Annotated in this window: 17 protein-coding genes and 8 tRNA genes; 1 reads left to right on the plus strand and 24 read right to left on the minus strand. The window is 54.6% G+C overall.

All coding sequences use genetic code 11. From position 1 onward, the window contains the following. Positions 1–28: 28 nt before the first annotated feature. The 19 genes from ylqF to G565_RS0106090 form a co-directional block, all read right to left on the minus strand. Positions 29–904 (minus strand): ribosome biogenesis GTPase YlqF, encoded by an 876-nt coding sequence (ylqF, locus tag G565_RS0105995; protein WP_028670124.1) that lies wholly within the window; start codon positions 902–904, stop codon positions 29–31. 37 nt (positions 905–941) lie between these two features. Then, positions 942–1,871, minus strand: coding sequence for a 1-aminocyclopropane-1-carboxylate deaminase/D-cysteine desulfhydrase (locus tag G565_RS23195; RefSeq protein WP_051207451.1), 930 nt, complete (start codon positions 1,869–1,871; stop codon positions 942–944). Then, the gene (locus G565_RS0106005) at positions 1,868–3,310 is read right to left on the minus strand and encodes a hypothetical protein (protein WP_028670125.1); all 1,443 of its coding nucleotides are present in this window, start codon (positions 3,308–3,310) and stop codon (positions 1,868–1,870) included. The genes G565_RS23195 and G565_RS0106005 overlap by 4 nt, the downstream gene beginning before the upstream one ends. A gap of 547 nt (positions 3,311–3,857) precedes the next feature. After that, positions 3,858–5,876: an NADPH-dependent 2,4-dienoyl-CoA reductase gene (locus G565_RS0106015; RefSeq protein ID WP_028670127.1), complete on the minus strand. Its 2,019-nt coding sequence runs from the start codon at positions 5,874–5,876 to the stop codon at positions 3,858–3,860. Positions 5,877–6,265: 389 nt separating this feature from the next. After that, positions 6,266–6,342 (minus strand) — tRNA-Asp (locus G565_RS0106020). Positions 6,343–6,348: 6 nt separating this feature from the next. Then, positions 6,349–6,424: transfer RNA gene (locus tag G565_RS0106025), tRNA-Val, on the minus strand. Between the two features lie 137 nt (positions 6,425–6,561). After that, positions 6,562–6,638: transfer RNA gene (locus G565_RS0106030), tRNA-Asp, on the minus strand. Between the two features lie 67 nt (positions 6,639–6,705). Continuing rightward, positions 6,706–6,782: transfer RNA gene (locus G565_RS0106035), tRNA-Asp, on the minus strand. A 6-nt stretch (positions 6,783–6,788) separates the two neighbouring features. Then, positions 6,789–6,864 (minus strand) — tRNA-Val (locus tag G565_RS0106040). Positions 6,865–6,975: 111 nt separating this feature from the next. Beyond that, positions 6,976–8,253 carry a TRAP transporter large permease gene (locus tag G565_RS0106045; RefSeq protein WP_028670128.1) on the minus strand — a complete coding sequence of 426 codons (1,278 nt, stop codon included), beginning with the start codon at positions 8,251–8,253 and terminating at the stop codon, positions 6,976–6,978. Further along, positions 8,250–8,732: a TRAP transporter small permease gene (locus G565_RS0106050; RefSeq protein ID WP_245584133.1), complete on the minus strand. Its 483-nt coding sequence runs from the start codon at positions 8,730–8,732 to the stop codon at positions 8,250–8,252. The genes G565_RS0106045 and G565_RS0106050 overlap by 4 nt, the downstream gene beginning before the upstream one ends. Further along, a complete protein-coding gene (locus G565_RS0106055; RefSeq protein WP_245584134.1) occupies positions 8,729–9,718 on the minus strand; it encodes a TRAP transporter substrate-binding protein in 990 nt (329 codons plus the stop codon). Before G565_RS0106055 ends, G565_RS0106050 begins: the two co-directional genes overlap by 4 nt. 170 nt (positions 9,719–9,888) lie before the next feature. Further along, complete coding sequence (locus G565_RS0106060; RefSeq protein ID WP_245584135.1) at positions 9,889–10,764, minus strand: TRAP transporter TatT component family protein; 876 nt, start codon at positions 10,762–10,764, stop codon at positions 9,889–9,891. 137 nt (positions 10,765–10,901) lie between these two features. Then, positions 10,902–11,441: a hypothetical protein gene (locus tag G565_RS0106065; protein WP_028670132.1), complete on the minus strand. Its 540-nt coding sequence runs from the start codon at positions 11,439–11,441 to the stop codon at positions 10,902–10,904. A gap of 1 nt (position 11,442) precedes the next feature. After that, positions 11,443–12,144, minus strand: a complete 702-nt coding sequence (locus tag G565_RS0106070) for an OmpA/MotB family protein (protein WP_028670133.1) — start codon at positions 12,142–12,144, stop codon at positions 11,443–11,445. Next, positions 12,141–13,385 carry a hypothetical protein gene (locus G565_RS0106075; protein ID WP_028670134.1) on the minus strand — a complete coding sequence of 415 codons (1,245 nt, stop codon included), beginning with the start codon at positions 13,383–13,385 and terminating at the stop codon, positions 12,141–12,143. Before G565_RS0106075 ends, G565_RS0106070 begins: the two co-directional genes overlap by 4 nt. A gap of 139 nt (positions 13,386–13,524) precedes the next feature. Next, positions 13,525–14,691: a sodium ion-translocating decarboxylase subunit beta gene (locus G565_RS0106080; protein ID WP_028670135.1), complete on the minus strand. Its 1,167-nt coding sequence runs from the start codon at positions 14,689–14,691 to the stop codon at positions 13,525–13,527. Between the two features lie 11 nt (positions 14,692–14,702). Next, positions 14,703–16,502 (minus strand): sodium-extruding oxaloacetate decarboxylase subunit alpha, encoded by a 1,800-nt coding sequence (oadA, locus tag G565_RS0106085; RefSeq protein ID WP_028670136.1) that lies wholly within the window; start codon positions 16,500–16,502, stop codon positions 14,703–14,705. 41 nt (positions 16,503–16,543) lie between these two features. Beyond that, the gene (locus G565_RS0106090; RefSeq protein WP_028670137.1) at positions 16,544–16,774 is read right to left on the minus strand and encodes an OadG family protein; all 231 of its coding nucleotides are present in this window, start codon (positions 16,772–16,774) and stop codon (positions 16,544–16,546) included. Between the two features lie 334 nt (positions 16,775–17,108). On the opposite strand from G565_RS0106090, the gene G565_RS0106095 reads away from it, so the two are divergent. Continuing rightward, a complete protein-coding gene (locus G565_RS0106095) occupies positions 17,109–18,083 on the plus strand; it encodes a tRNA-dihydrouridine synthase (RefSeq protein WP_028670138.1) in 975 nt (324 codons plus the stop codon). A 103-nt stretch (positions 18,084–18,186) separates the two neighbouring features. On the opposite strand, the gene G565_RS0106100 is transcribed toward G565_RS0106095, so the two are convergent. The 5 genes from G565_RS0106100 to G565_RS0106120 form a co-directional block, all read right to left on the minus strand. Then, a tRNA-Arg gene (locus tag G565_RS0106100) sits at positions 18,187–18,263 on the minus strand. A 133-nt stretch (positions 18,264–18,396) separates the two neighbouring features. Then, positions 18,397–18,473 (minus strand) — tRNA-Arg (locus tag G565_RS0106105). A gap of 81 nt (positions 18,474–18,554) precedes the next feature. Next, positions 18,555–18,644: transfer RNA gene (locus tag G565_RS0106110), tRNA-Ser, on the minus strand. Between the two features lie 106 nt (positions 18,645–18,750). Then, positions 18,751–18,945 carry a carbon storage regulator CsrA gene (gene csrA, locus G565_RS0106115; protein ID WP_028670139.1) on the minus strand — a complete coding sequence of 65 codons (195 nt, stop codon included), beginning with the start codon at positions 18,943–18,945 and terminating at the stop codon, positions 18,751–18,753. Positions 18,946–19,194: 249 nt separating this feature from the next. Next, positions 19,195–20,427, minus strand: coding sequence for an aspartate kinase (locus G565_RS0106120; RefSeq protein WP_028670140.1), 1,233 nt, complete (start codon positions 20,425–20,427; stop codon positions 19,195–19,197). Between the last annotated feature and the right edge of the window lie 100 nt (positions 20,428–20,527).

Genomic DNA, 20,527 nt, shown 5'->3' on the forward strand with positions numbered 1-20,527 from the left:
TAAAGCAGTGCCGGTTTACCCACCCTGGCTAAGGCATCTGGTGTGGGTCGACGTCCAATTCCCGATAAGGCACCTCCCGGTCGGGCTCTTCCAGGCTGATTCGACCCAGCACTCCACTGCGCATTTCCTTCAGAATAATTTCACTGACTTTATGCCAGTCGACTTCACGGCCTTTGATGCAGGCCCGTTTACGGGCAATAGCTTCCATACACTCCATAGCGCCGTCGGGAATGCTGGCTAATTTGTAACGCTCTATAAGCCGTTCAGGGTAGCGTTGCATGAGGTAATCAATCGCGAACAGGGCAATGTCTTCGTACTCGACCGCAGTATCACGAATCGCTCCGGAGGCAGCAAGACGGTAGCCACCGACCTCCGAGTCCGGCGATGGCCACATGATGCCCGGTGTGTCCATCAGGGTGAAGTCATCCGCGATCTGAATCCGCTGCTGGCGACGCGTCACGGCGGGCTCATCACCCACTTTGGCAATACGCCGTCCGACCAAACCGTTGATCAGTGTCGATTTACCGACATTGGGAATACCGACTACGACCGCCCGAACCGGCTTGCCGATGCCACCCCGATAGGGAGCAAGTTTGCGACACAGGTCGGGTATGCGGGCCAGTTGGCGGCGGTCAGTCATTACGATGGGCAATACCGTCATATTGACATCATCGCTGTAATGCCGACGCCAGGCCTCGGTGATCTCCGGGTCAGCCAGGTCGTCTTTACTGAGCAGGCGCACGACTGGTTTGTCGCCACGGGCTTTGGCGATTACCGGATTCATACTTGACTTCGGCAAACGCGCATCCAGCACTTCAATGACCACATCAATGGCGGGCATGATCTCTTTGATTTGTCGCCGGGCTTTGTTCATGTGCCCGGGAAACCAGTTAATTTTCGCCATCGAGCCTGTTACCTGCAGGTTAAAAACGCGCAGTGTATCACAGCCCGATCTGGCTGCGCCGTCCCTGCAACCCTCCCGTATGCAGAATACCCAGCCGTTGTTCGCGAAGATCAGAGTCAAAGCTCAGGCAATGCTGCAATGCATGGAAGGTCTTAGCGGTATATACCGGATCCAGTGCGATATTCTCACGCTGTTCGAAATCGGCCATAAACCCTCTCTGTTCAGCGCTCAACCGGCCAAAGCCTCTTCCGGCAAAACCTGTCCAAAGGGTGTATTGACCGGCATCTACACCAGCAGCCGCAAGCTTTTCGATCAACGTCGCGTAGTGATCCGGATCGCGATAGACGGGAACGCCAATAACCCGGGTCGATTGAGGAGCAGAGCGGACCAGCCCTGCCAGAGTGGTTCCAGACCCGACGGGGCAAATCAACGCATCCAGGTCAACCCCGGCCAGGCGCCACCAGGCGCTGGATCCATCGATGGCTTCAGGCGACCAGCCCCCTTCCGGAATGAACATAGCAGATTCAAGACCACGACAGGCCCATTCGGCAAACTCAGCAGTTTCTCGCTGACGGTAGTGCTCACGGTCAATGAAATTCAGGGCCATGCCCCAACCCTGGCAATCGACTAGAGTCGGTGACAGGTGTTTGGGCGCCGGGCCACGCACCCAGCCTGTGGTAGCCAGCCCCAGTACATGGCCAGCGTAGGCCAGAGCGTGCAAATGATTGGAATATGGCCCCCCGACCGACACCAGATGCCTGACGGACTGTTGATGCGCCAACATCAGCCAGGCCCGCAGCTTAAACCACTTGTTACCGGAAATGATGGGATGCAGGCGGTCCCCGCGGACACTGAAGACCCGAGGTGCAGCCAACCAGGGGGTTCGATCGGTTGCTATGCGGCCTGGCTCTGGTGGCAAGCGAGGATCGTTGAACTGGGCCAATGTCGCCTCAGTATCGTAGATCAACTCGACTTGCGGAAAGCCGTGACGTTACCGGAGACCACCCGGTGTCGGGAACAGAAATTATGCGTTCCCGGTTCAAAATCACCAGGTTGGTCTACCCGCTTAACCGGTACACCGCATTCATTGCACTCAGGGCTGTCATAGTGAATCAGCCAGGCCTTATATTGCTCCAGCGTCACACCGCATTTCTGAGCGGCAAACGCCAGAGGCCGCTCCAGATAATCGGCCAGCTGCCTGGAAGGCATGCTGATGTGACCTGCACCGGGGTGATAGGCCACAAAGACCAGATCGAGCCCATCAAGACGATCCATCAGGTCGTCATTGGTGTCTTCGCTTTGTTCGAGCTCAGCCACTTGCTCCGTCAACGCCTGAATCTGAGCCTCCGAATTGCGCAACGTTTCTTTGTGTTCGTCGATCTCGAAATTCTTTTCCGTCAACGCCTCTTTCAGCTCTACGACCTTGTCCTGTTCGCTAGCGGTAGAAGATTGCTGGGAGTGCAAAGCGGCAAGGTGTTCAGTTTTCAGCTCGTCATGCCGCTCCTTAAGCGTATCAAACTGCTCCTGCAGCACCAGATTATCCCGTTCCAGCTTGCGAAAGCTGCTTTGGAGTTTATCGCCCAGGACACTCGACTGATTGGTCTGCTGCTCCAGCTCCTGTATTCGGTTACGGTAGGTTTGCGCTTCATTGCGCATGGCTCGTTTGACCTGCTCAACCTCTTCTTTGTGCTGCTCTTCGAGGCCGTGGATACGCTGTTTCTGGCGTCGCGTCAGTAAAGCGAGTTTTTCCTGAAAGTCCCGGGCTTGCTTGCCCAGCTCTGCTTTCAGGTCTGCTTCACTGTATCCGCTCAGTGTCTGGGGCTCCACCTGGTCGGAAATGACCGGCAGGTCCTCAAAGTCACCAACATCATCGACCTGCTCACTGATCGTGGGCGGATCCACAGGGGCTTTTGCGGTGGGTGCTTGCATAGGCGTGGCGCTGAGCTGCGAGGGCTCGTCTTCGGTGATAATACCCAGTTTATTGCGCTTCACAGCTTCGTGAATCAATTGAAAATGGTTAAGACCATCCCGCACCTTGGGTTCCCAAAGCTCTCGCTGGTACCAGGAGACTGAGCACTGACTGCGGCAAGCGAGCCGGATCGGCCCCTGACCGAGATTGGGACCGGGGCCTGCGGTGTCGGCCAGGTGGCGCAGCGGGATGTTCCAATCCTGATCGGCAAAACCACGATCATCAAATTCGATCAGAAACAATACGACGCTGTGTACTTCCAGGGTGGGAGTGATTTTCAGGTAGGCTGCCTGAATTTCTCGAGATGACAAGCCGGTAATGCCGACCACGCCATCCAGAACGGCTTCGAACTCGGTATAACGCATTTCTTTGGTAATGCCTTTGCGACCAAAGAAAAAGACCGCTTCGATCAGTTCTTTGCTGTTGCGATATGCCATACCTTACCTCTATCCGTCCCCATACTATTCGACAGCAACCCGAAACCAGATCGGTCGCCATCAAAAAGACCTGCGCCTGTTCAGGCGAACCTGCCTGAGACTCAGAGTAGCACGCATGCTTGGCATACGTAATTTCAGAGAGTGACCCCAGGCGAACAAGTCTAACCTCTGGCGGTCACCAGAAGTGTGACCTGATCGTCAATTGGATCGCCCCACTAGGGGCAAAGCGCCAGAGTGTGACCAATGTTGTGGTAAAAGTGTCGATTCAACAGGGTGAGAACCCTATTGCAGTGGGCTTGGGGCTAGAAAGACTCTGAATGATACCTGCGAACCAATGCCAGAGCCGTGACGAATCTCGCCAACACACCTATCCTCCGGCAAAGAACGATGTCGGCCAGGTCATTGATTTCAAAAAACCAGTGACAAATCACATTGCTGGTTATCGCGTTGTGGACCGATTCGGCTGGAGCAAATCAACAGGCAACAAGCCAGGCTGAGCTACATGTATGTAGCTCATACAACGCAGGATGGTTTTTTCGGCAACCCGTTAAAGTTCAGCTGCGAGTTCTGACCCTTGCCGGATGGCCCGCTTGGCGTCCAGCTCACCGGCTTGCATGGCCCCGCCGACCCGGTGAGCCGCGATCCCGAGCTTCTCAAGTGCGTCAAACAACTCCAGACGCGACTCCTGACCCGCGCAAATCACGACCTGATCAACCGGCAAGCACTGGTATTCACCCCCGACCATCAGGTGCAAGCCATCGTCGTCGATGCGCTGATAGTCGACGCCGGTCATAAAATGGACACCCTTGGCTTTTAACGTGGCCCGGTGAATCCAGCCCGTCGTTTTCCCCAGATTCTTCCCTATTTTGCTGGCTTTGCGCTGCAACAACCACACTTCCCTCGGGCTCGGCTCAGGCTGAGCGGCTATCAGTCCACCGCGACCCGACACCGTCAGATCCACACCCCACTCGCGTGAAAACGCGTCGATATCGAGGCTGGGTGACTGGCCACCGTGAATCAGTACCTCGCTGACATCAAAACCGATGCCACCGGCGCCCACCACGGCTACCCGGCTGCCTGGCGCAACCACGCCACTGACCAAATCGGTATAGGACACAACCATGGGGTGATCGATACCGGCGATGTCTGGTGTTCGCGGCACGATTCCCGTAGCGATAACGACCTCATCAAACCCCGCCAGATCGGCTCCGGACACCCGTTGACCCAACTTGAGTTCAACCTGGTTCCGCTGCAGCTGGACCCGGAAGTAGCGCAGCGTCTCAAAAAACTCTTCTTTTCCGGGAATTCGTTTTGCGAGATTAAACTGCCCGCCAATATCATCATGCTCGTCAAACAAGGTAACCTGATGGCCACGTTGAGCGGCAACCGTTGCCGTCGCCAGACCACCCGGGCCTGCCCCGACAACCGCTATTCGCCGGGGTTCGGTCACCGGAACATAGTTCAGTTCAGTTTCACGACAGGCTCGCGGGTTGACCAGGCATGACGTCAGCTTCATCTCAAATATATGATCCAGGCAGGCCTGATTGCAGGCGATGCAGGTATTGATTGCCTCTGCGTCGCCCTGCTCTGCCTTGTTGACGAAATCGGAATCTGCGAGGAACGGGCGCGCCATGGACACCATATCGGCCTGCCCGGAAGCAACAATGGTTTCAGCCACCTCAGGCGTGTTGATACGGTTGCAGGCCACCACAGGAATGCTGACTTCTTTGCGAATGCGCTCAGTTACCCGGGCAAAGGCAGCCCGGGGTACCGAGGTAACAATGGTAGGAACACGCGCTTCATGCCAGCCAATACCTGTGTTGAGCAAATTGACACCCGCCGCTTGAAGTAGCTTGGCCTGTATGACGATTTCATCCCAGGTATTGCCATCGTCAACCAGGTCGATCATCGACAACCGGTAGATCACCAGAAAATTGTCACCGCAGGCGTCGCGAATCGCGCGAACAATGCGCTCGGCCAATGTGATTCGGTGTTCAATATCACCGCCCCACTCATCATCGCGCTGGTTGGTTCGCAAGGCGGTGAACTGATTGATCAGATAACCCTCCGATCCCATGACCTCAACACCGTCGTAGCCTGCTTGCTGGGCCAGCCGGGCACAGCGAGCGAAATCGGCAATGGTTTGCTCAATATCGTCAGACGTCAGTTCGCGCGGTTTAAAAGGGTTAATAGGCGCCTGCAAAGCCGAGGCAGACACATTATTCGGGACATAAGCGTAGCGCCCGGTATGAAGTATCTGCAGACAAATTCGGCCCCCTTCTGCCTGCACTGCCCGGGTAATCAGGCGGTGCGACTCCACATCGGCCTCGCTGGTTAGCTTTGCTGCACCCGGATACGTCACACCCTCCTCATTCGGGGCGATACCACCCGTCACGATCAGCGCCACGCCGCCTCGCGCCCGTTCAGCGTAAAACGCCGCCATACGCTCAAAACCTTGCTTGGCTTCTTCCAAACCAGTGTGCATCGACCCCATGAGAAACCGGTTTTTCAGGGTAAAAGGACCTACATCAAGGGGGGTGAACAGGGCTGGGTATGTCTGCGTCATGGCAAAACCTATTATCCGTTTCAAACGATCGTTTTAATCAGCTAATAGAGCCATATGCAGTGCGGTGAGTCAAGCAGGATCAGTTCAAAAACAACCACACTCAATAGCAAATCCAACAAGTACAAGCTAGGGAGCCTCTGAATAGGATATCAGGAGCGTTGAACGCGAATGGTTCAGAACAGAGAAAGCCCGACTAACGTTTCAGCTCAAGAACAGGGACTCACCTGGAAGTGGTTAGTAAATGGCGGAGCAGACGGGACGCAACCGAGCTGACGGCTCCAGCTCTCAACCAGGGTCTTGCTTGAAACCAAGAAACTTAATGGCGGAACGGACGTGACGCGATCGGGCTGGCGTTCCAGCTCGCGACCAGGGTCTTGCTTGAAACTTAATGGCGGAACGGACGAGACTCGAACTCGCGACCCCCGGCGTGACAGGCCGGTATTCTAACCAACTGAACTACCGCTCCACGGTATGGTGGGTGTGAACGGGATCGAACCGCTGACCCTCGCCTTGTAAGGGCGATGCTCTCCCAGCTGAGCTACACACCCAGTACTAATGGATACGAAGCCTCCCGGCTTACTGCCTCACTGTCCAATTAAGGACGTGACCCGACCGGGCTGGCGCTCCAGCTCGCGACCTTGGTCTTACCTTTCCTTCCTTACCTTTTCACTTTTCATAAGAAAAGTGGCGGAACGGACGAGACTCGAACTCGCGACCCCCGGCGTGACAGGCCGGTATTCTAACCAACTGAACTACCGCTCCACACTTAGTTTTAAGTCCTGCGACTTGGCCTTACTTTTTCTACCTTTTCACTTCTCGCTTGACGAAGTGGCGGAACGGACGAGACTCGAACTCGCGACCCCCGGCGTGACAGGCCGGTATTCTAACCAACTGAACTACCGCTCCACGGTATGGTGGGTGTGAACGGGATCGAACCGCTGACCCTCGCCTTGTAAGGGCGATGCTCTCCCAGCTGAGCTACACACCCACACCTTTTGGATACAACGCCTCCCGGCTACATCCGAAGCCCACACTGTGAACCTTGAAAGTGGAGCGCATTTTAGCGATTTTCCCAATTAAGTCAAACGTTTAGCGCAGATTATTTTACCAGAAACAACACCATGTCAGGCCAGTAGGTAATCAGCAATACGACTCCCATCAACACCAGCATCATTGGCAAGGTGGCGACGTACAGCTCGGTTATTGAGCGTTTAAACCGGTAACTGGCGATGAACAGGTTCATTCCAACCGGTGGCGTAAAATAGCCAATCTGCATATTGGCAACAAATATAATGCCCAGATGAACCGGATCGATACCATATTCCAGCGCAACCGGGAGAATCAACGGAACGATGATAATCAAGGCGGCGAAGATGTCCAGAACAGCGCCCAATGCCAGCAATCCGACGTTTAAAAACAGCAAAAACACCCACCGACTGTCTATGTGCGTACTGACCCAGTCGAACACCTGAGCCGGCACTTGCAGATCAATCAGTAGATTGGTGAACGCCAGTGCCACGCCCAGTATCAGCAGGATCCCGCCCACCATTTTCATTGATTCAGCCGCTACTGCAGGCAGGCGTCGAAGCGGTATTTCACGATAGATCGCCACTTCAATGATCAGTACATAGAGCGCCGTGATCGCCGCTATATCGGACACCACCAGCCAGCCGCTGAACAGCCCTCCCATAACGATGGCCGGAATGCCCAGCTCCCACTTGGACTCCCACAGTGCACTGCCCAGTTCACGCAGGTTAAACGGCGTCAGAGGTACAGGTTGATGACGTTGTTGCCACAAGCCAAGCAACCACAAAGAGACGATCATGATAAGGGCTGGAATGAATCCGGCCAGAAACAGAGACTGAATGTCGACCCCTTGCACATCCATTTGCTGGGCGACAATGCCGTACAGAATCAGTGGAATGGCCGGCGGCAGCAACAACCCCAAACTGCCTGAGGTGGTGATCAGTCCAAGGGCAAAACGCTCGGAATAGCCAGCCTGAGTTAACGCAGGTAACAACAGAGCCCCAAGAGCAACGATGGTTACCCCGGAGCCGCCGGTCAACATGGTAAAAAAGGCGCAGGCAAGCAAAGCAATCAATATCATGCCTCCTGGCAGCCACCCCATAGCTGCCCGGGATACCCTGACCAACCGCTCTGCGGTGCGGGATTCACTGAGCAAAAAGCCAGCAAAGGCAAAAAGTGGCAGCGCCATCAACAACGTGTTTTCCGTTAGCCGATAGAGTTCTATTGGCAGAACCATGAGGTCAATGCCGATGACCCAGAAGCCCCAGGCTGCAGCGGCCAGGATGATGACAAACAGGGGCGCGCCCAGCGCAGCGATCAGCGCCAGTAGTGCAGAAACTAAAGCATTCATATCGCGGGTTTCACCGGAGGTTTAAGGGTATTGAGCCCGAAGCGGAAGCACATCCAGGCAAACCCCAGGGGCATGATCAGCTCGAACGGCCAGACTGGCAATCCGGAAAAGGTGGTACCTCCATACTGCCATTCATCCAGGACAAACCGGGCAGCGTGCCAAGCCATTAGCCCCGTAACCAGGGCTGCGAACGCATTGGCCAGGGCACTCACCAACCGGGCCAACCCGGGCTTCAGAAAGTGCCCCAACGCATCAATGGCGATGTGCTCTCCGGTACGGGTCGCCACCATGGCACCCAGTACAGCCAGCCAAAGCACCAGCAGCCGGGTGAAGGGATCAATCCAATACCAACTGGTGTCAGCCACATTGCGTAACCCAATCTGCAAAACGCTCAGACTGATCATCGTTAGCAGTATTGCCGCCAGCAGCAAACGCTCCAGTGTGGCCATCCAACGGTCCAGAAAGCGCCAGACTGTCACAGCGCATCCCGGTGGCGGACCAATATATCGCTGACTTTCTCATAGATGCCGGCCGAGAACTGATCACGCTCGATCAGCAAACGAGTCGCGGCTTCGGATTCTGCCTCCAGGGCTGACCGGTCGGCTTCTCCAGGCTCGACAATCTCGATGCCCAATGTTTCCAGTGCCGCGAAGGAACGCAGATTGTCCTGACGGGTCTGTCGATCAATCGTGGCACTGGCGTTACCAAACTCGGCCTCAACAATGGCCTGATCCGCAGCTGTCAACTGGCTAAAGGCTCGATCTGAGAGCGCCAGAACGCCATAGGTGTACATGAAAGGGGCATCCGTCAGGTAGTCCACCCGACTGTACCACTGCAGCGTTATGGCGCCGACAGGAGGGGCCACAATGGCATCAATAGCACCGGTTTGCAGCGCGGTGAGCACATCGCCAATATTCAGCACAATCGGGTTGATACCAAACGCCCTGGCGATCTGCTCGGAAAATGGGTCGTTGGCCGGTAGCCAGAGTTTGCGGGCCTTCAAACTGTCCATGGATGTTATGGGTTGCTGGCTCATGCCGTAGGCAAAACCAGCTTCAATAAGCCCAAAGGTTTGCCAGCCACCCTCTGCGAAGCCTTGCTCAATATCACCATCCAATTGCGCCCGAACCGCATCGACCTCATCGTAGTTCCGAAACAACAGCGGGGCGTTGAGCACCTGGGAATCGCGAAAAGCGTTTGCCAAAGCGCCGCTTTGAACAAAGGCACCCTGTAACTGACCAATACGGATTTTCCGCTGAACGGCCTGGTCATCGCCCATCACCCCACCCGGGTAATAACGGATGTCGACCCGTCCCTCGGTTTGCGCCTTGATCGCTTCCCCGGCTCGACGCAGTTCATTTAGAACCGCATTACCATCAGGGTACTGGGTGGAGATTTTCAGCTCTTCAGCCTGAGCCATCACCGCGGTAATGGACAGTATGGCGGTGACCGTCAAGCTACGCATGGATATCATAGAGTCCTCACAGGGGTGCGTGCACCCCGAATAGGTCGTCTGGATTGGGCTTATGGCCCGTTCCGGACTAAAGAAAGATTAACAAAGGCATCCTGTCTTTTATGAACTACATCCCTATAGAGAGAGTAGGCAGGTAGTACTCTTTGCCAGTAAACCGCCCGCTAAAAGTAATCATCAGCGCTGGCCAGCAGCCGCTCGGCTTGTTGCTGGGCGTATCGGTTTTGCAATGTCAGACCATCAACATACGGATCCCGGCTTAACGCATCCTGAAGCAGCCGGTCGTGCAGCTCCCGGTCAAAGATCAGGCGGGCAAACTGAGACGCATAATACACGTGAATGATCAGGTTCTGGCCATCGGCTGCGGTAAGGGCTTGCTCATAATAGGCTTGAGCAACATCAGGCTTACCGCCCAGGCTTGGAGGCAGAATGCTGTTCATGACGCCAAGATACAACAACGCCGTTCCTCGCTCGTAGCCGGGCTCTATAGCAACCGTGCGCTCTAGCACCGCCTGAGCCTGGCCCAGTTGTGCAACAGCTAACCAGTCGTCGCTGTTGTTTTGGATGTAGCTGGCCCAGGCGGTTCCCAGGGTGTAAAGGAAGGGTAAGTCATCGGGGTGATCCCACTGAGCCAGGGCGATTTCGATCCGATCCGGTTTCACATCCCGAAGGCCACAAGCTTCATCATCGTAGGTGCAAAACGCCGAAAAGGCATATTCGAGCGCCTTAGTGGACATGGCACGGCGCCGATCAGTCTGCTCCGGCGGAATAAAAACACCCGCGTAAGCACTGTTCAAAGAGGCGGCGGTTAACTGCATTTGCTCACTGTCGGGATAGGTCTCGACCAGCGCATCGATCATCAACAGGTAGCTGGGCAGTCCATCCTCAACGGTTTGTAAGTCATCGCTGTTAAGAATGGCACTGGAGAGATTGGCCGGCAGCTGACGGGTTGCACAGCCGCTTAGAAAGAACACCGCCAACACCAGCCAAAACCACAGCATTATTGGGTGTTGAACCCGGTTGTAACAAGAAAAGCGCATCGATACGGCTCCCCACTCTGTGAGTATGCATGGGATGAATGATGACAAAGCCCCCCAAATGGGGTGTCCTGAATACCGGCCAAATAGCCGCCACGGTGGTCTCATTATGCGCAGACTCGTGTTACTTTTGTGAGTCTCTACCCGATCGGATTACTGGTCGGCGGTCCTTCTACGCCTTCCGACCGGTCTATTGGTTTTACTTTTTCCCGATCCCGGTTCAGTGGGTACGGTACATAGTCAGACCAAAAGGCCTCCAGTGAGAACTGCTGCAGTACCTGACGGTTATAGTACTCTTTGCGGGCCTTTTGTTCGTCATATCCCTGATAATTCAGAACCTGCAAGCAGGCCGAACAGACGACCGTCGGTGCGTCAAAAGCCTGCTCACTGGTTCCAACCCGGTATTGGTCACGGTCGGGAAACTGGTCACAGTTCGCCAGATGCAGGGTGTCTTCGTCAACTATCGCAACCCTTGAATTCTTATAACACAGGCAGTGATCCAGTAGCCGGCCCAGCATAGACCGGGGCAGTTGCAACCCCTGGCGCGCCAGTACAGATCGCTCGTCGCCGGTTAAGTGGCGATCCGGATCAAAAAGTTCAAACTGACCGAGCTGATCGGTGCCCATCAGTTCACGCAACCGGTTAAACGGCTCGAATTCAAGAAAGTCGTACAATTCCACGCTACAAATCCTGCTCTTCGAGCATGGTGGCGATGCGACTTTCAGCGTCCGTGCGCAGTCGAAATTCAACGCGTCTCGACCGTTCACCATCTTCCTCGCCAGAGTTGTCGGTAATGGGTTTTGAGGAAGACAGTCCATTGGCTGTCATGTGCTCTTTGAGCCAATCCCGCTGATTGCTCACTGCGGGTAAATTTAGCACATAGGCCAACGTCGAACGGGTTCGCTCCTGGCTCAGCCCCATGTTCAGGATGTAGGCTTCATCTTCGGTTTGTCCGAGCCAGCCACTGGAGGTGTGACCCTCGATCCGGACTTCAGCGATATCATCCCGGTATTGATCGGAGGTGATGATGCGCATGTAGCGCGGAAAAAACTCCGCAAGAATGGTTTCAAACGCTGCGCTCAGATCGCTCTCCCCGCGACCAAAGATCAGGGATTCGCGATTGAACCGGATACTGAGATCAGGGTTAACCTCGGCACCCCAGCGCTCCAGATCCGGCTCAAACTCTTCGACCAAATCCTGGTATAACTGGGTTCGCAGACGGTCGTAGAGCACAGCAACCTCACTGACCTTGTTGCGTTCGATTTCAGCATCCACCATGAACACGATAGCGACCAGCAAGAACACCATCATCAGGCCAGCCATCAGGTCACTGACCGAGACCCAGTGCTCCTCCTGCTCAATATGCTCGCCATCATCTCTCATTTCGACTGCTCGGCCAGCCTGACCAAATCATGCAACTTGTCAGTCAGCGGCGTATAGTCGTTGACAAATTTTTCCGACAAAGCCGTCAACTGGTAACCAAAGGATTTCATCGCCTGGTTCAGCTCGGCTTCGAGCGTTTGGTCCATTTGCTGCATTTGTTTATCGTTGCGTTCCAGCAACTGCGTCAACTGCGTACCCATGGTTTGCTGGGCTCGCTCGGTGCCTTCCATCAGAACATCACTGACGTTTTTCACGGTATCGCGAATATCGGTCGCCGACCCTTCGAGCAAAGTGCGCATTTGCCGCCCCTGCGTTTCCACCAGTTGCTGCATACCTTCGGTCAATTGCAGTATTCGCGTTTCCAGCTGTGGCAGGCCCTGCTGGGCATCGACCACCAGGTTTGAAAAGGTCGACAGGTATTCCCGCAGGTTTTCGCTTTGAGTCTGCAGCGTCGACAGCAGTGCCTCCATGTCTTCCGCCACACTGGTGAACGACCGGGTTTGCTGTATCAGCCTTTCAAACGACTCCGCGCCCAGCTTGGCGCTTTCAGCACTCTGGCGATTGCTCTCGACGAGCGCCTCTATCGATTCACGATGCTCTTTTTGCCAGACGATCATCTGGCCGACGGCTTCATTCAATTGCCTGAAGTTCTCACCGTACTGTTCTTCAATGCGGGTATTGAACTCGCGCATCACATGGCCTATGGCTTGCTGCAATGCCTGCTGATTGGCCTCAGTCATGTCTGACTGGTAGTTGCGAATGGTGCTTTCAAGCTGTTTTTGCTGTGCCAGTTGAGCCCCGTGTTGCTGTTTCAACAGTGAACTGACCGGTTCAGCATCCTCAGTCGCCAAATGATTGGATATACGCTCAAGATGCCAGGCCAGGTCATCCATGGTCGCGGTTTGTTTCGCTTCCCGATGAGCACGCACACGCATACTGGCGACGGCATAGCGAAACTTGATGGTCAGTGCGCCCAGCAAACCGGCTATCGAAGTCCAGAAGGCTGTTTTAAGCCCCTCCAGCAGCGCAGGCACACTCGACTGAATGGCGTTTGTGTCAAACTCGGCAAGACCCAGCGCTACACCCAGGAAGGTACCAAAGATACCGATACTGGTCAGGATACTGGGAGTGTAGTTCGCCGTATGGGCGGAGTAGACAGGGCCATGAAAATAGAGCAACAAAACGCCAATGACACCGATAAATACCCAGGTCAGGGTCGAAAATGACGCGATTATTTCCATGCCACACCTATTCCTAAGAAAGCGATGGGCAGTATGCCACTGGCAAGCGCTCGCCTCAAAGGCTGAATGTCATGCCATGACCCGAATTAACCCTACAAAAAAAGGCGACCCAAGGTCGCCTTTGCGGTAACTCTGGGGATCAGCCGAGGTAACTGAGCAACACACCCGCTGCGACCGCAGAGCCAACAACACCGGCCACATTGGGGCCCATGGCATGCATCAGCAGGAAGTTCTGGTTGTTGTTCTCCAGACCCACTTTGTTGGATACGCGGGCTGCCATTGGCACGGCTGAAACGCCAGCCGAGCCAATCAGCGGGTTGATCGGTGTTTTACTCATCAGGTTCATCAGTTTGGCCATCAATACACCCGTAGCTGTGCCGACACAGAATGCGGCTAAACCAAGCACCAGAATACCCAGTGTCTCGACATTCAGGAAAGCATCAGCACTCAGCTTGGAACCTACCGCCAGCCCGAGAAAGATCGTGACCGTGTTCATCAGAGCGTTTTGAGCCGTATCGCTCAGGCGCTCTACCACACCGCTTTCTTTCATCAGGTTGCCGAAACAAAACATACCCAACAAAGGTGCCGCAGAGGGCAAAAACATGGCGACGACTACCAGGACCATCAGCGGAAAGACGATCTTTTCTCGCTTGCTTACAACACGCAGCTGAGTCATGGTGATCTTGCGCTCAGCCTTGGTCGTCAGAGCCCGCATGATAGGGGGCTGTATCAGCGGAACAAGGGCCATATAGCTGTAGGCGGCTACCGCAATGGCACCCAGCAAATCTGGCGCCAGTCGACTGGCTACGAAAATGGAAGTTGGCCCATCAGCCCCGCCGATGATGCCAATGGCCGCTGCGTCTGCCAGCGAGAAATCCATCCAGCCCATTGAAGACATCCAGACGGCACCAATAATGGTGCCAAAGATACCAAATTGAGCTGCAGCCCCGAGAAACAGCGTCTTGGGGTTAGCCAGCATGGGACCAAAGTCAGTCATGGCACCAACGCCCATGAAGATGAGCAATGGAAAGACCCCGCTTTCGATGCCAATGCTGTAAACGTAATACAGCAAGCCGCCCGCAGCCTCCAGGTGTCCATCAGCCGCATAGATGGGCTCGGCATACATGCCAGCCCCGGGTATATTGACCAGAATGGCTCCAAAACCGATAGGCAACAGCAACAACGGCTCGAACCGTTTGTTGATCGCCAGATACAGCAACACCAACCCTATGATGATCATACTGAACTGACCCAGGGTAAGGTTGGCGAGCCCCGATTGCCCCAATAATACGTTGAGCTTATCCATTCGTTATTCCCTCACAACGTCAGCAGGGTATCGCCTACGGACACCGAGTCACCTTCTTTCACCTGGACGGTTCCAACCGTTCCGGCCTGGGGAGCACTGACTTCGGTTTCCATCTTCATGGCTTCCAGAATCATGACCACCTGCCCTTCATCAACGGTGTCGCCTGGCTGAACCAGAATCTTGAAAATATTGCCAGCAAGCGGAGCCGGAACGTCCGTTCCACTTTCAGCAGGTGCCGCCGGGGTCGAGGAGACCTCACCGCCTTCACTGATGTCCGTCTTATAGGTTTTGCCGTTGATGGACACGCTGACACCACCGGACGCATCGACCTGGGCGACGTATGACTTACCGTTTATTGCGACCGTGTAAGTAGCTGCTTCGGCCTTACCAGCCTTGGCTGGCGTGGCTACAGCGGCAGTGGGCACTGGCTCAAAGGCGTCGGCATTACCGCGATTCTGCAGGAACTTCAGACCGATTTGCGGAAACAGAGCATAGGTAAGAACATCATCGACCACGTCATGAGCAAGCTGGATATCCTTTTCTTTGGCGATATCTTTAAGTTCAGACGTCAGCTTGTCCATCTCGTCATCAATCATATCAGCCGGACGACAGGTGATCGCTTCACCACCGTTAAGGACCTTGGCTTGTAACTCAGTATCAAAAGGCGCTGGCGCGGAGCCGTACTCACCTTTAAGGATAGCCTGTGTTTCCTTGGAGATGGACTTGTACCGTTCGCCGGTTAGAACGTTCAGCACCGCTTGGGTGCCCACGATCTGGGAGGTGGGTGTTACCAGGGGGATGTAGCCGAGGTCTTTACGAACCTTCGGGATCTCATCCAGAACCGCGTCGAATTTATCGCCAGCGCCCTGCTCTTTCAACTGACTTTCCATGTTAGTCAGCATGCCACCTGGCACCTGGGCGACCAGAATACGTGAATCCACGCCACGTAGCTGCCCTTCAAAAGCCGCGTATTTCTTACGCACCGTGCGAAAATAGGAGGCGATTTCCTCCAGTTTGAGCAGGTCAAAGCCAGGATCACGATCAGTACCCTGCAAGGCCGAAACAATGGACTCCGTTGGCGAGTGCCCATAGGTCATCGACATGGACGAAATTGCGGTGTCCACATGATCAATACCGGCCTCAATAGCTTTGAGCAAGGTCATCGAGGACAACCCAGCCGTCGCGTGGCAATGCAGGCTGATCGGAATGTCCAGGGCCGCCTTCAACTTGGTGACCAGCTCAAAAGCGTCGTACGGCGTCAGAATACCGGACATGTCTTTGATCGCCAGCGAGTCGGCTCCCATGTCTTCGATTTCACGGGCCAGTTGAACCCAGTTCTCAGTGTTGTGAACCGGGCTGGTCGTATAGGAGATCGTACCTTGTGCGTGCGCGCCATTGGCTTTTACCGCGGCCATGGCACGCTGCAAATTACGGGGGTCATTCATTGCGTCGAAAACGCGGAACACGTCAACGCCGTTGGTTACCGCACGCTCAACAAACCGGTCAACCACGTCGTCTGCATAATGGCGATATCCGAGCAGGTTTTGACCGCGCAGCAACATTTGCTGACGGGTATTGGGCATGGCTTTTTTCAACTCGCGGATCCGATCCCAGGGATCTTCACCCAGATACCGGATGCAGGCATCAAATGTTGCCCCGCCCCAGGACTCCAAAGACCAGTAGCCGATGTTATCGAGTTTCTCGCAGACTGGCAGCATGTCGTCGATGCGCAACCGAGTCGCGAACAGCGACTGATGAGCATCACGCAGTACGACATCGGTCAGCTTGATTGGATTTTTGTTAGCACTCATGGCAATCGCCCTTAGCGTTCAGTGAAATGGGTTGGCAATGGTCAGTGGCCGTGTACGGCCTTGACTGCAGCGGCCACAGCCGCCAGTTCAGACAAATCTTCTGCAGTTGAAGGCCGCCGTTTGCCCTTGGCTTCCGGTTCTGGAAGGCCGAAGAAGCGGTTGATGATTTTGGACATCAAAGTAGTGCCAATCACCAAAACGGTTAAGAATACGAATACAGTACCCATTCCCATGAACAGCAGCGAAAAACCTTCTCTTAGAAATTCGGACATCAGGAGATCCTTAATGTTGGCCGGCCGCAGAGACACCCTTCAAATCATCGATGAAACGGTGCGTTCGGCACCCTGTTCGACGATCTGAATTCTGACTCTGAATGGTTGATTGTGGCTGATCTTGCCGTAAGCAGCACAGCGCCGAGCGTCGGTAGGGTACCCCAAACCCGAGAATTGGCGCAACAGAGGTCAGTTCAGCAACTTTCGCAACAAACTGTTGCAATATGCTGAATTGACAGGGATTTTCGACCTTGATTCGACCTTGGTCTCAGGTAGACTCCGCGCCTGTTTTTCATACAATTCAAGAGCAGTCAGACATGAAAGTGAGCCAACAATGCGCCTGATACTGGCCCCGATGGAAGGGCTTGCCGATGTGTACCTGCGCCGGTTGATTACCGCCCAGGGCGGCTTCGATCGCGTAATCTCAGAATTTGTTCGTGTCGTGGATCAATTACTGCCGGAAAGTGTTTTTTACAGCATCTGCCCGGAACTTCTGCAGGGCAGCCGAACAGACAGCGGCACACCCGTTCGAGTTCAACTTCTGGGTAATCATCTGGAGGCTCTGGCGGCCAATGCACAGCGCGCCATAGCGTTGGGGTCTGATGGTATTGATCTGAATTTTGGCTGCCCCAGCAAGACGGTTAATCGCAGCCAGGGTGGCGCTGTATTGTTACGCGAACCGGATACCCTGTATCAGGTAGTCAAGGCTGTCAGAGAGGCACTGCCTGAGCACATCACCGTCTCAGCCAAAATGCGACTGGGTTATGATGATACCGAACTGATGCTGGACAATGCCCGGGCGATCGCCGATGCCGGGGCCACAGAATTGACCGTTCATGCCCGAACCCGGGCTCAGGGTTACGCGCCACCCGCCCACTGGCACGAGCTGGCGCGCATACGCAGCGCCATCTCCATTCCGCTGATCGCAAACGGCGATGTCTGGTCACCCGCCGATTACCAGGCCTGCAGCCAGATAGCCGGCACCCAGGACGTTATGCTGGGGCGAGGCGCCATCCGGCATCCGGATCTGGCCCATCGAATCCGCCAAAATAATGAAACCACCCTGGATTGGCAGCGCCTGTGCGGGCTGATTGTTCAGTTCTGGCGCGAAGTACGGGCAGACATGCCGGAAAAATACTGTGCAGGACGTCTGAAGCAGTGGCTCAATCACCTTAGAGTCGCGCATTCGGGTGCCGAGCGCTTGTGGCTGGAGGTAAGAGCTGAGCGCTCCACCCAGGCACTGGATCGCCTGATTCACAACCTGGAGCCTGATTCCGACCCTGTACGCAATTCATCAGGCCAGCCATAGGCCTGACCATAACGCGATTAACCAGTAACGCCAGCCGATAACATAGCGGTAACTGACCATCACAACCGACACGGGAAGACTGAAAAACTAGGGGGGAGAAAAATGGCGCGCCCGGCACGATTCGAACGTGCGACCGCCTGGTTCGTAGCCAGGTACTCTATCCAGCTGAGCTACGGGCGCGTACATCACCGATGTTTTACCTCACCGGCCTGGAGGGATCTTATAGCAGGGAGGCCTAGCGCCTTGCCCTTTTTACTCGTTACTTATTCTTACCAATGATCAACACATTGTGCATTGCTGAAACCAGTAAGAATGGCGCGCCCGGCACGATTCGAACGTGCGACCGCCTGGTTCGTAGCCAGGTACTCTATCCAGCTGAGCTACGGGCGCGTAACTTGGCGAAACCGTTTCCGCCTTGCTTTCCTGATTGAGACTGACGGGTTAGCACCCTTTTATCCCAACGAAAAACAATGGCGGAGAGAGAGGGATTCGAACCCTCGATAGGATTTCTCCTATACACCCTTAGCAGGGGTGCGCCTTCAGCCACTCGGCCATCTCTCCAAACAACGGCGCGCATGTTATCATGTTTTTCACAAAAGAAAAGGAAAAACTTCAATAAAATGAAGCGATTAGCTCCATTTCATTAACATGCCCCGGCCCGGGCTAACTACAGGTCATCCTCACCTTCAGGGTGACCCATCTCGCGTTGAATACGCTGATAGATTTCTTCACGGTGCACAGCTACGTCCTTGGGGGCATTCACACCAATACGAACCTGATTACCCTTGACCCCCAACACAGTCACAGTGACTTCATCACCGATCATGAGTGTTTCACCTACACGGCGCGTCAAAATAAGCATCTAAACTCTCCTAAATGTTCTGGAAACTTCCAGTATCCAGCTCCTGATTGTGCAATTTGCTAGCGGCGGCCCAATCCTGAGACCAACATCCTTTTAACAAATACACCTCAGAGTATTGACCACATACATTAAAAATAAAGCCGGACTGTCCACATTTCTGCAATAATCCGCCTCTATCCGCACTTTATAGCCTGTCATTCCGGGCAGTGGAATGCAGACCTTTACCATCGAAACCGGCAAACAACCGATTTAACGATCTTGCTCACGCGCATCCAGCTCAAAAGCCGAGTGAAGCGCACGCACCGCCAGCTCAAGGTAGCGTTCAGCAATAACGACCGCAACCTTGATCTCAGACGTAGAAATCATTTGTATATTGATATTCTCAGCCGCCAGTGTATCGAACATTTTCGAGGCCACGCCGGCGTGTGACCGCATGCCAACACCAACAATCGATACCTTGGCAATATTGGCATCGCCCCGAACTTCGCGAGCACCCAGATCATTGCCAACTTCATTCAGGACTTTCTTGACCCGTTCGAAATCGTTGCGATGGACCGTAAAGGTGAAATCTGTGGAGTTATCATCCGCCACGTTTTGCACAATCATATCCACTTCAATGTTTGCGGCACTGACAGGCCCCAGAATACGACTGGCCACACCGGGGATGTCCGGCACGCCCAACACAGTCAGTTTGGCTTCATCGCGGTTAAAGGCAATGCCTGAAATTACCGGCTGTTCCATGGGCTGTTCTTCCTCCAGCGTAATCAAAGTGCCCGGACCATCGACGAAACTCGATAATACCCGCAGCGGAACGTTGTATTTGCCAGCAAATTCAACCGACCGGATCTGTAACACCTTAGATCCCTGACTGGCCATTTCCAGCATTTCTTCAAAGGTTATCTTGTCGAGCCGACGAGCACTGTCGACCACCCTGGGGTCGGTGGTGTATACGCCGTCGACATCGGTGTAAATCTGGCATTCATCGGCCTTCAATGCCGCAGCCAGCGCCACGGCCGTGGTATCGGACCCGCCACGCCCCAGCGTTGTTGTATTGCCGAGCTCATCCACCCCCTGAAAACCGGCAACCACAACGACTCGCCCGGTTTTCAGATCGTTCTGAATCGATTCAACATCAATGTGCTTGATGCGGGCCTTGGTATGGGCACTGTCCGTTACGATCCGCACCTGATCACCGGTGTAGGAGCGAGCTGAGCAACCGCGCTTTTGCAAAGCCATGCTCAGCAGGGCGATGGTCACCTGCTCGCCAGTAGAGACCAGTACGTCCATCTCACGGGGGTTGGGCTGGTCTGTAATCGCAGACGCCAAAGACAACAGCCGATTCGTTTCCCCACTCATAGCAGATACAACGACCACAACATCATGGCCATTATCGCAAAACGTTTTCACTTTATCAGCGACATGCTCAATCCGGTCAGTTGTGCCAACCGAGGTGCCGCCGTATTTCTGGACGTACAGAGCCATGGGACCCGTTCCAAAACCTATGCTATGAATCAAACAGGGGGAAAGCCACCCTGCCCCTTTTTATCGCCGCTGCCGGTGAATGACCCCCGGCTGCCCGCGA

The organism is Saccharospirillum impatiens DSM 12546 (genome assembly GCF_000423605.1).
GTDB lineage: Bacteria > Pseudomonadota > Gammaproteobacteria > Pseudomonadales > Natronospirillaceae > Saccharospirillum > Saccharospirillum impatiens.

What these genes read in the sequence shown, in the direction of transcription:
- ylqF (WP_028670124.1), bottom strand. Translation starts at nt 904, where the DNA reads ATGGCGAAAATTAACTGGTTTCCCGGGCACATGAACAAAGCCCGGCGA.
- G565_RS0106005 (WP_028670125.1), bottom strand. Translation starts at nt 3,310, where the DNA reads ATGGCATATCGCAACAGCAAAGAACTGATCGAAGCGGTCTTTTTCTTT.
- G565_RS0106015 (WP_028670127.1), bottom strand. Translation starts at nt 5,876, where the DNA reads ATGACGCAGACATACCCAGCCCTGTTCACCCCCCTTGATGTAGGTCCT.
- G565_RS0106045 (WP_028670128.1), bottom strand. Translation starts at nt 8,253, where the DNA reads ATGAATGCTTTAGTTTCTGCACTACTGGCGCTGATCGCTGCGCTGGGC.
- G565_RS0106055 (WP_245584134.1), bottom strand. Translation starts at nt 9,718, where the DNA reads ATGCGTAGCTTGACGGTCACCGCCATACTGTCCATTACCGCGGTGATG.
- G565_RS0106060 (WP_245584135.1), bottom strand. Translation starts at nt 10,764, where the DNA reads ATGCGCTTTTCTTGTTACAACCGGGTTCAACACCCAATAATGCTGTGG.
- G565_RS0106070 (WP_028670133.1), bottom strand. Translation starts at nt 12,144, where the DNA reads ATGAGAGATGATGGCGAGCATATTGAGCAGGAGGAGCACTGGGTCTCG.
- G565_RS0106075 (WP_028670134.1), bottom strand. Translation starts at nt 13,385, where the DNA reads ATGGAAATAATCGCGTCATTTTCGACCCTGACCTGGGTATTTATCGGT.
- G565_RS0106080 (WP_028670135.1), bottom strand. Translation starts at nt 14,691, where the DNA reads ATGGATAAGCTCAACGTATTATTGGGGCAATCGGGGCTCGCCAACCTT.
- oadA (WP_028670136.1), bottom strand. Translation starts at nt 16,502, where the DNA reads ATGAGTGCTAACAAAAATCCAATCAAGCTGACCGATGTCGTACTGCGT.
- G565_RS0106090 (WP_028670137.1), bottom strand. Translation starts at nt 16,774, where the DNA reads ATGTCCGAATTTCTAAGAGAAGGTTTTTCGCTGCTGTTCATGGGAATG.
- G565_RS0106095 (WP_028670138.1), top strand. Translation starts at nt 17,109, where the DNA reads ATGCGCCTGATACTGGCCCCGATGGAAGGGCTTGCCGATGTGTACCTG.
- csrA (WP_028670139.1), bottom strand. Translation starts at nt 18,945, where the DNA reads ATGCTTATTTTGACGCGCCGTGTAGGTGAAACACTCATGATCGGTGAT.
- G565_RS0106120 (WP_028670140.1), bottom strand. Translation starts at nt 20,427, where the DNA reads ATGGCTCTGTACGTCCAGAAATACGGCGGCACCTCGGTTGGCACAACT.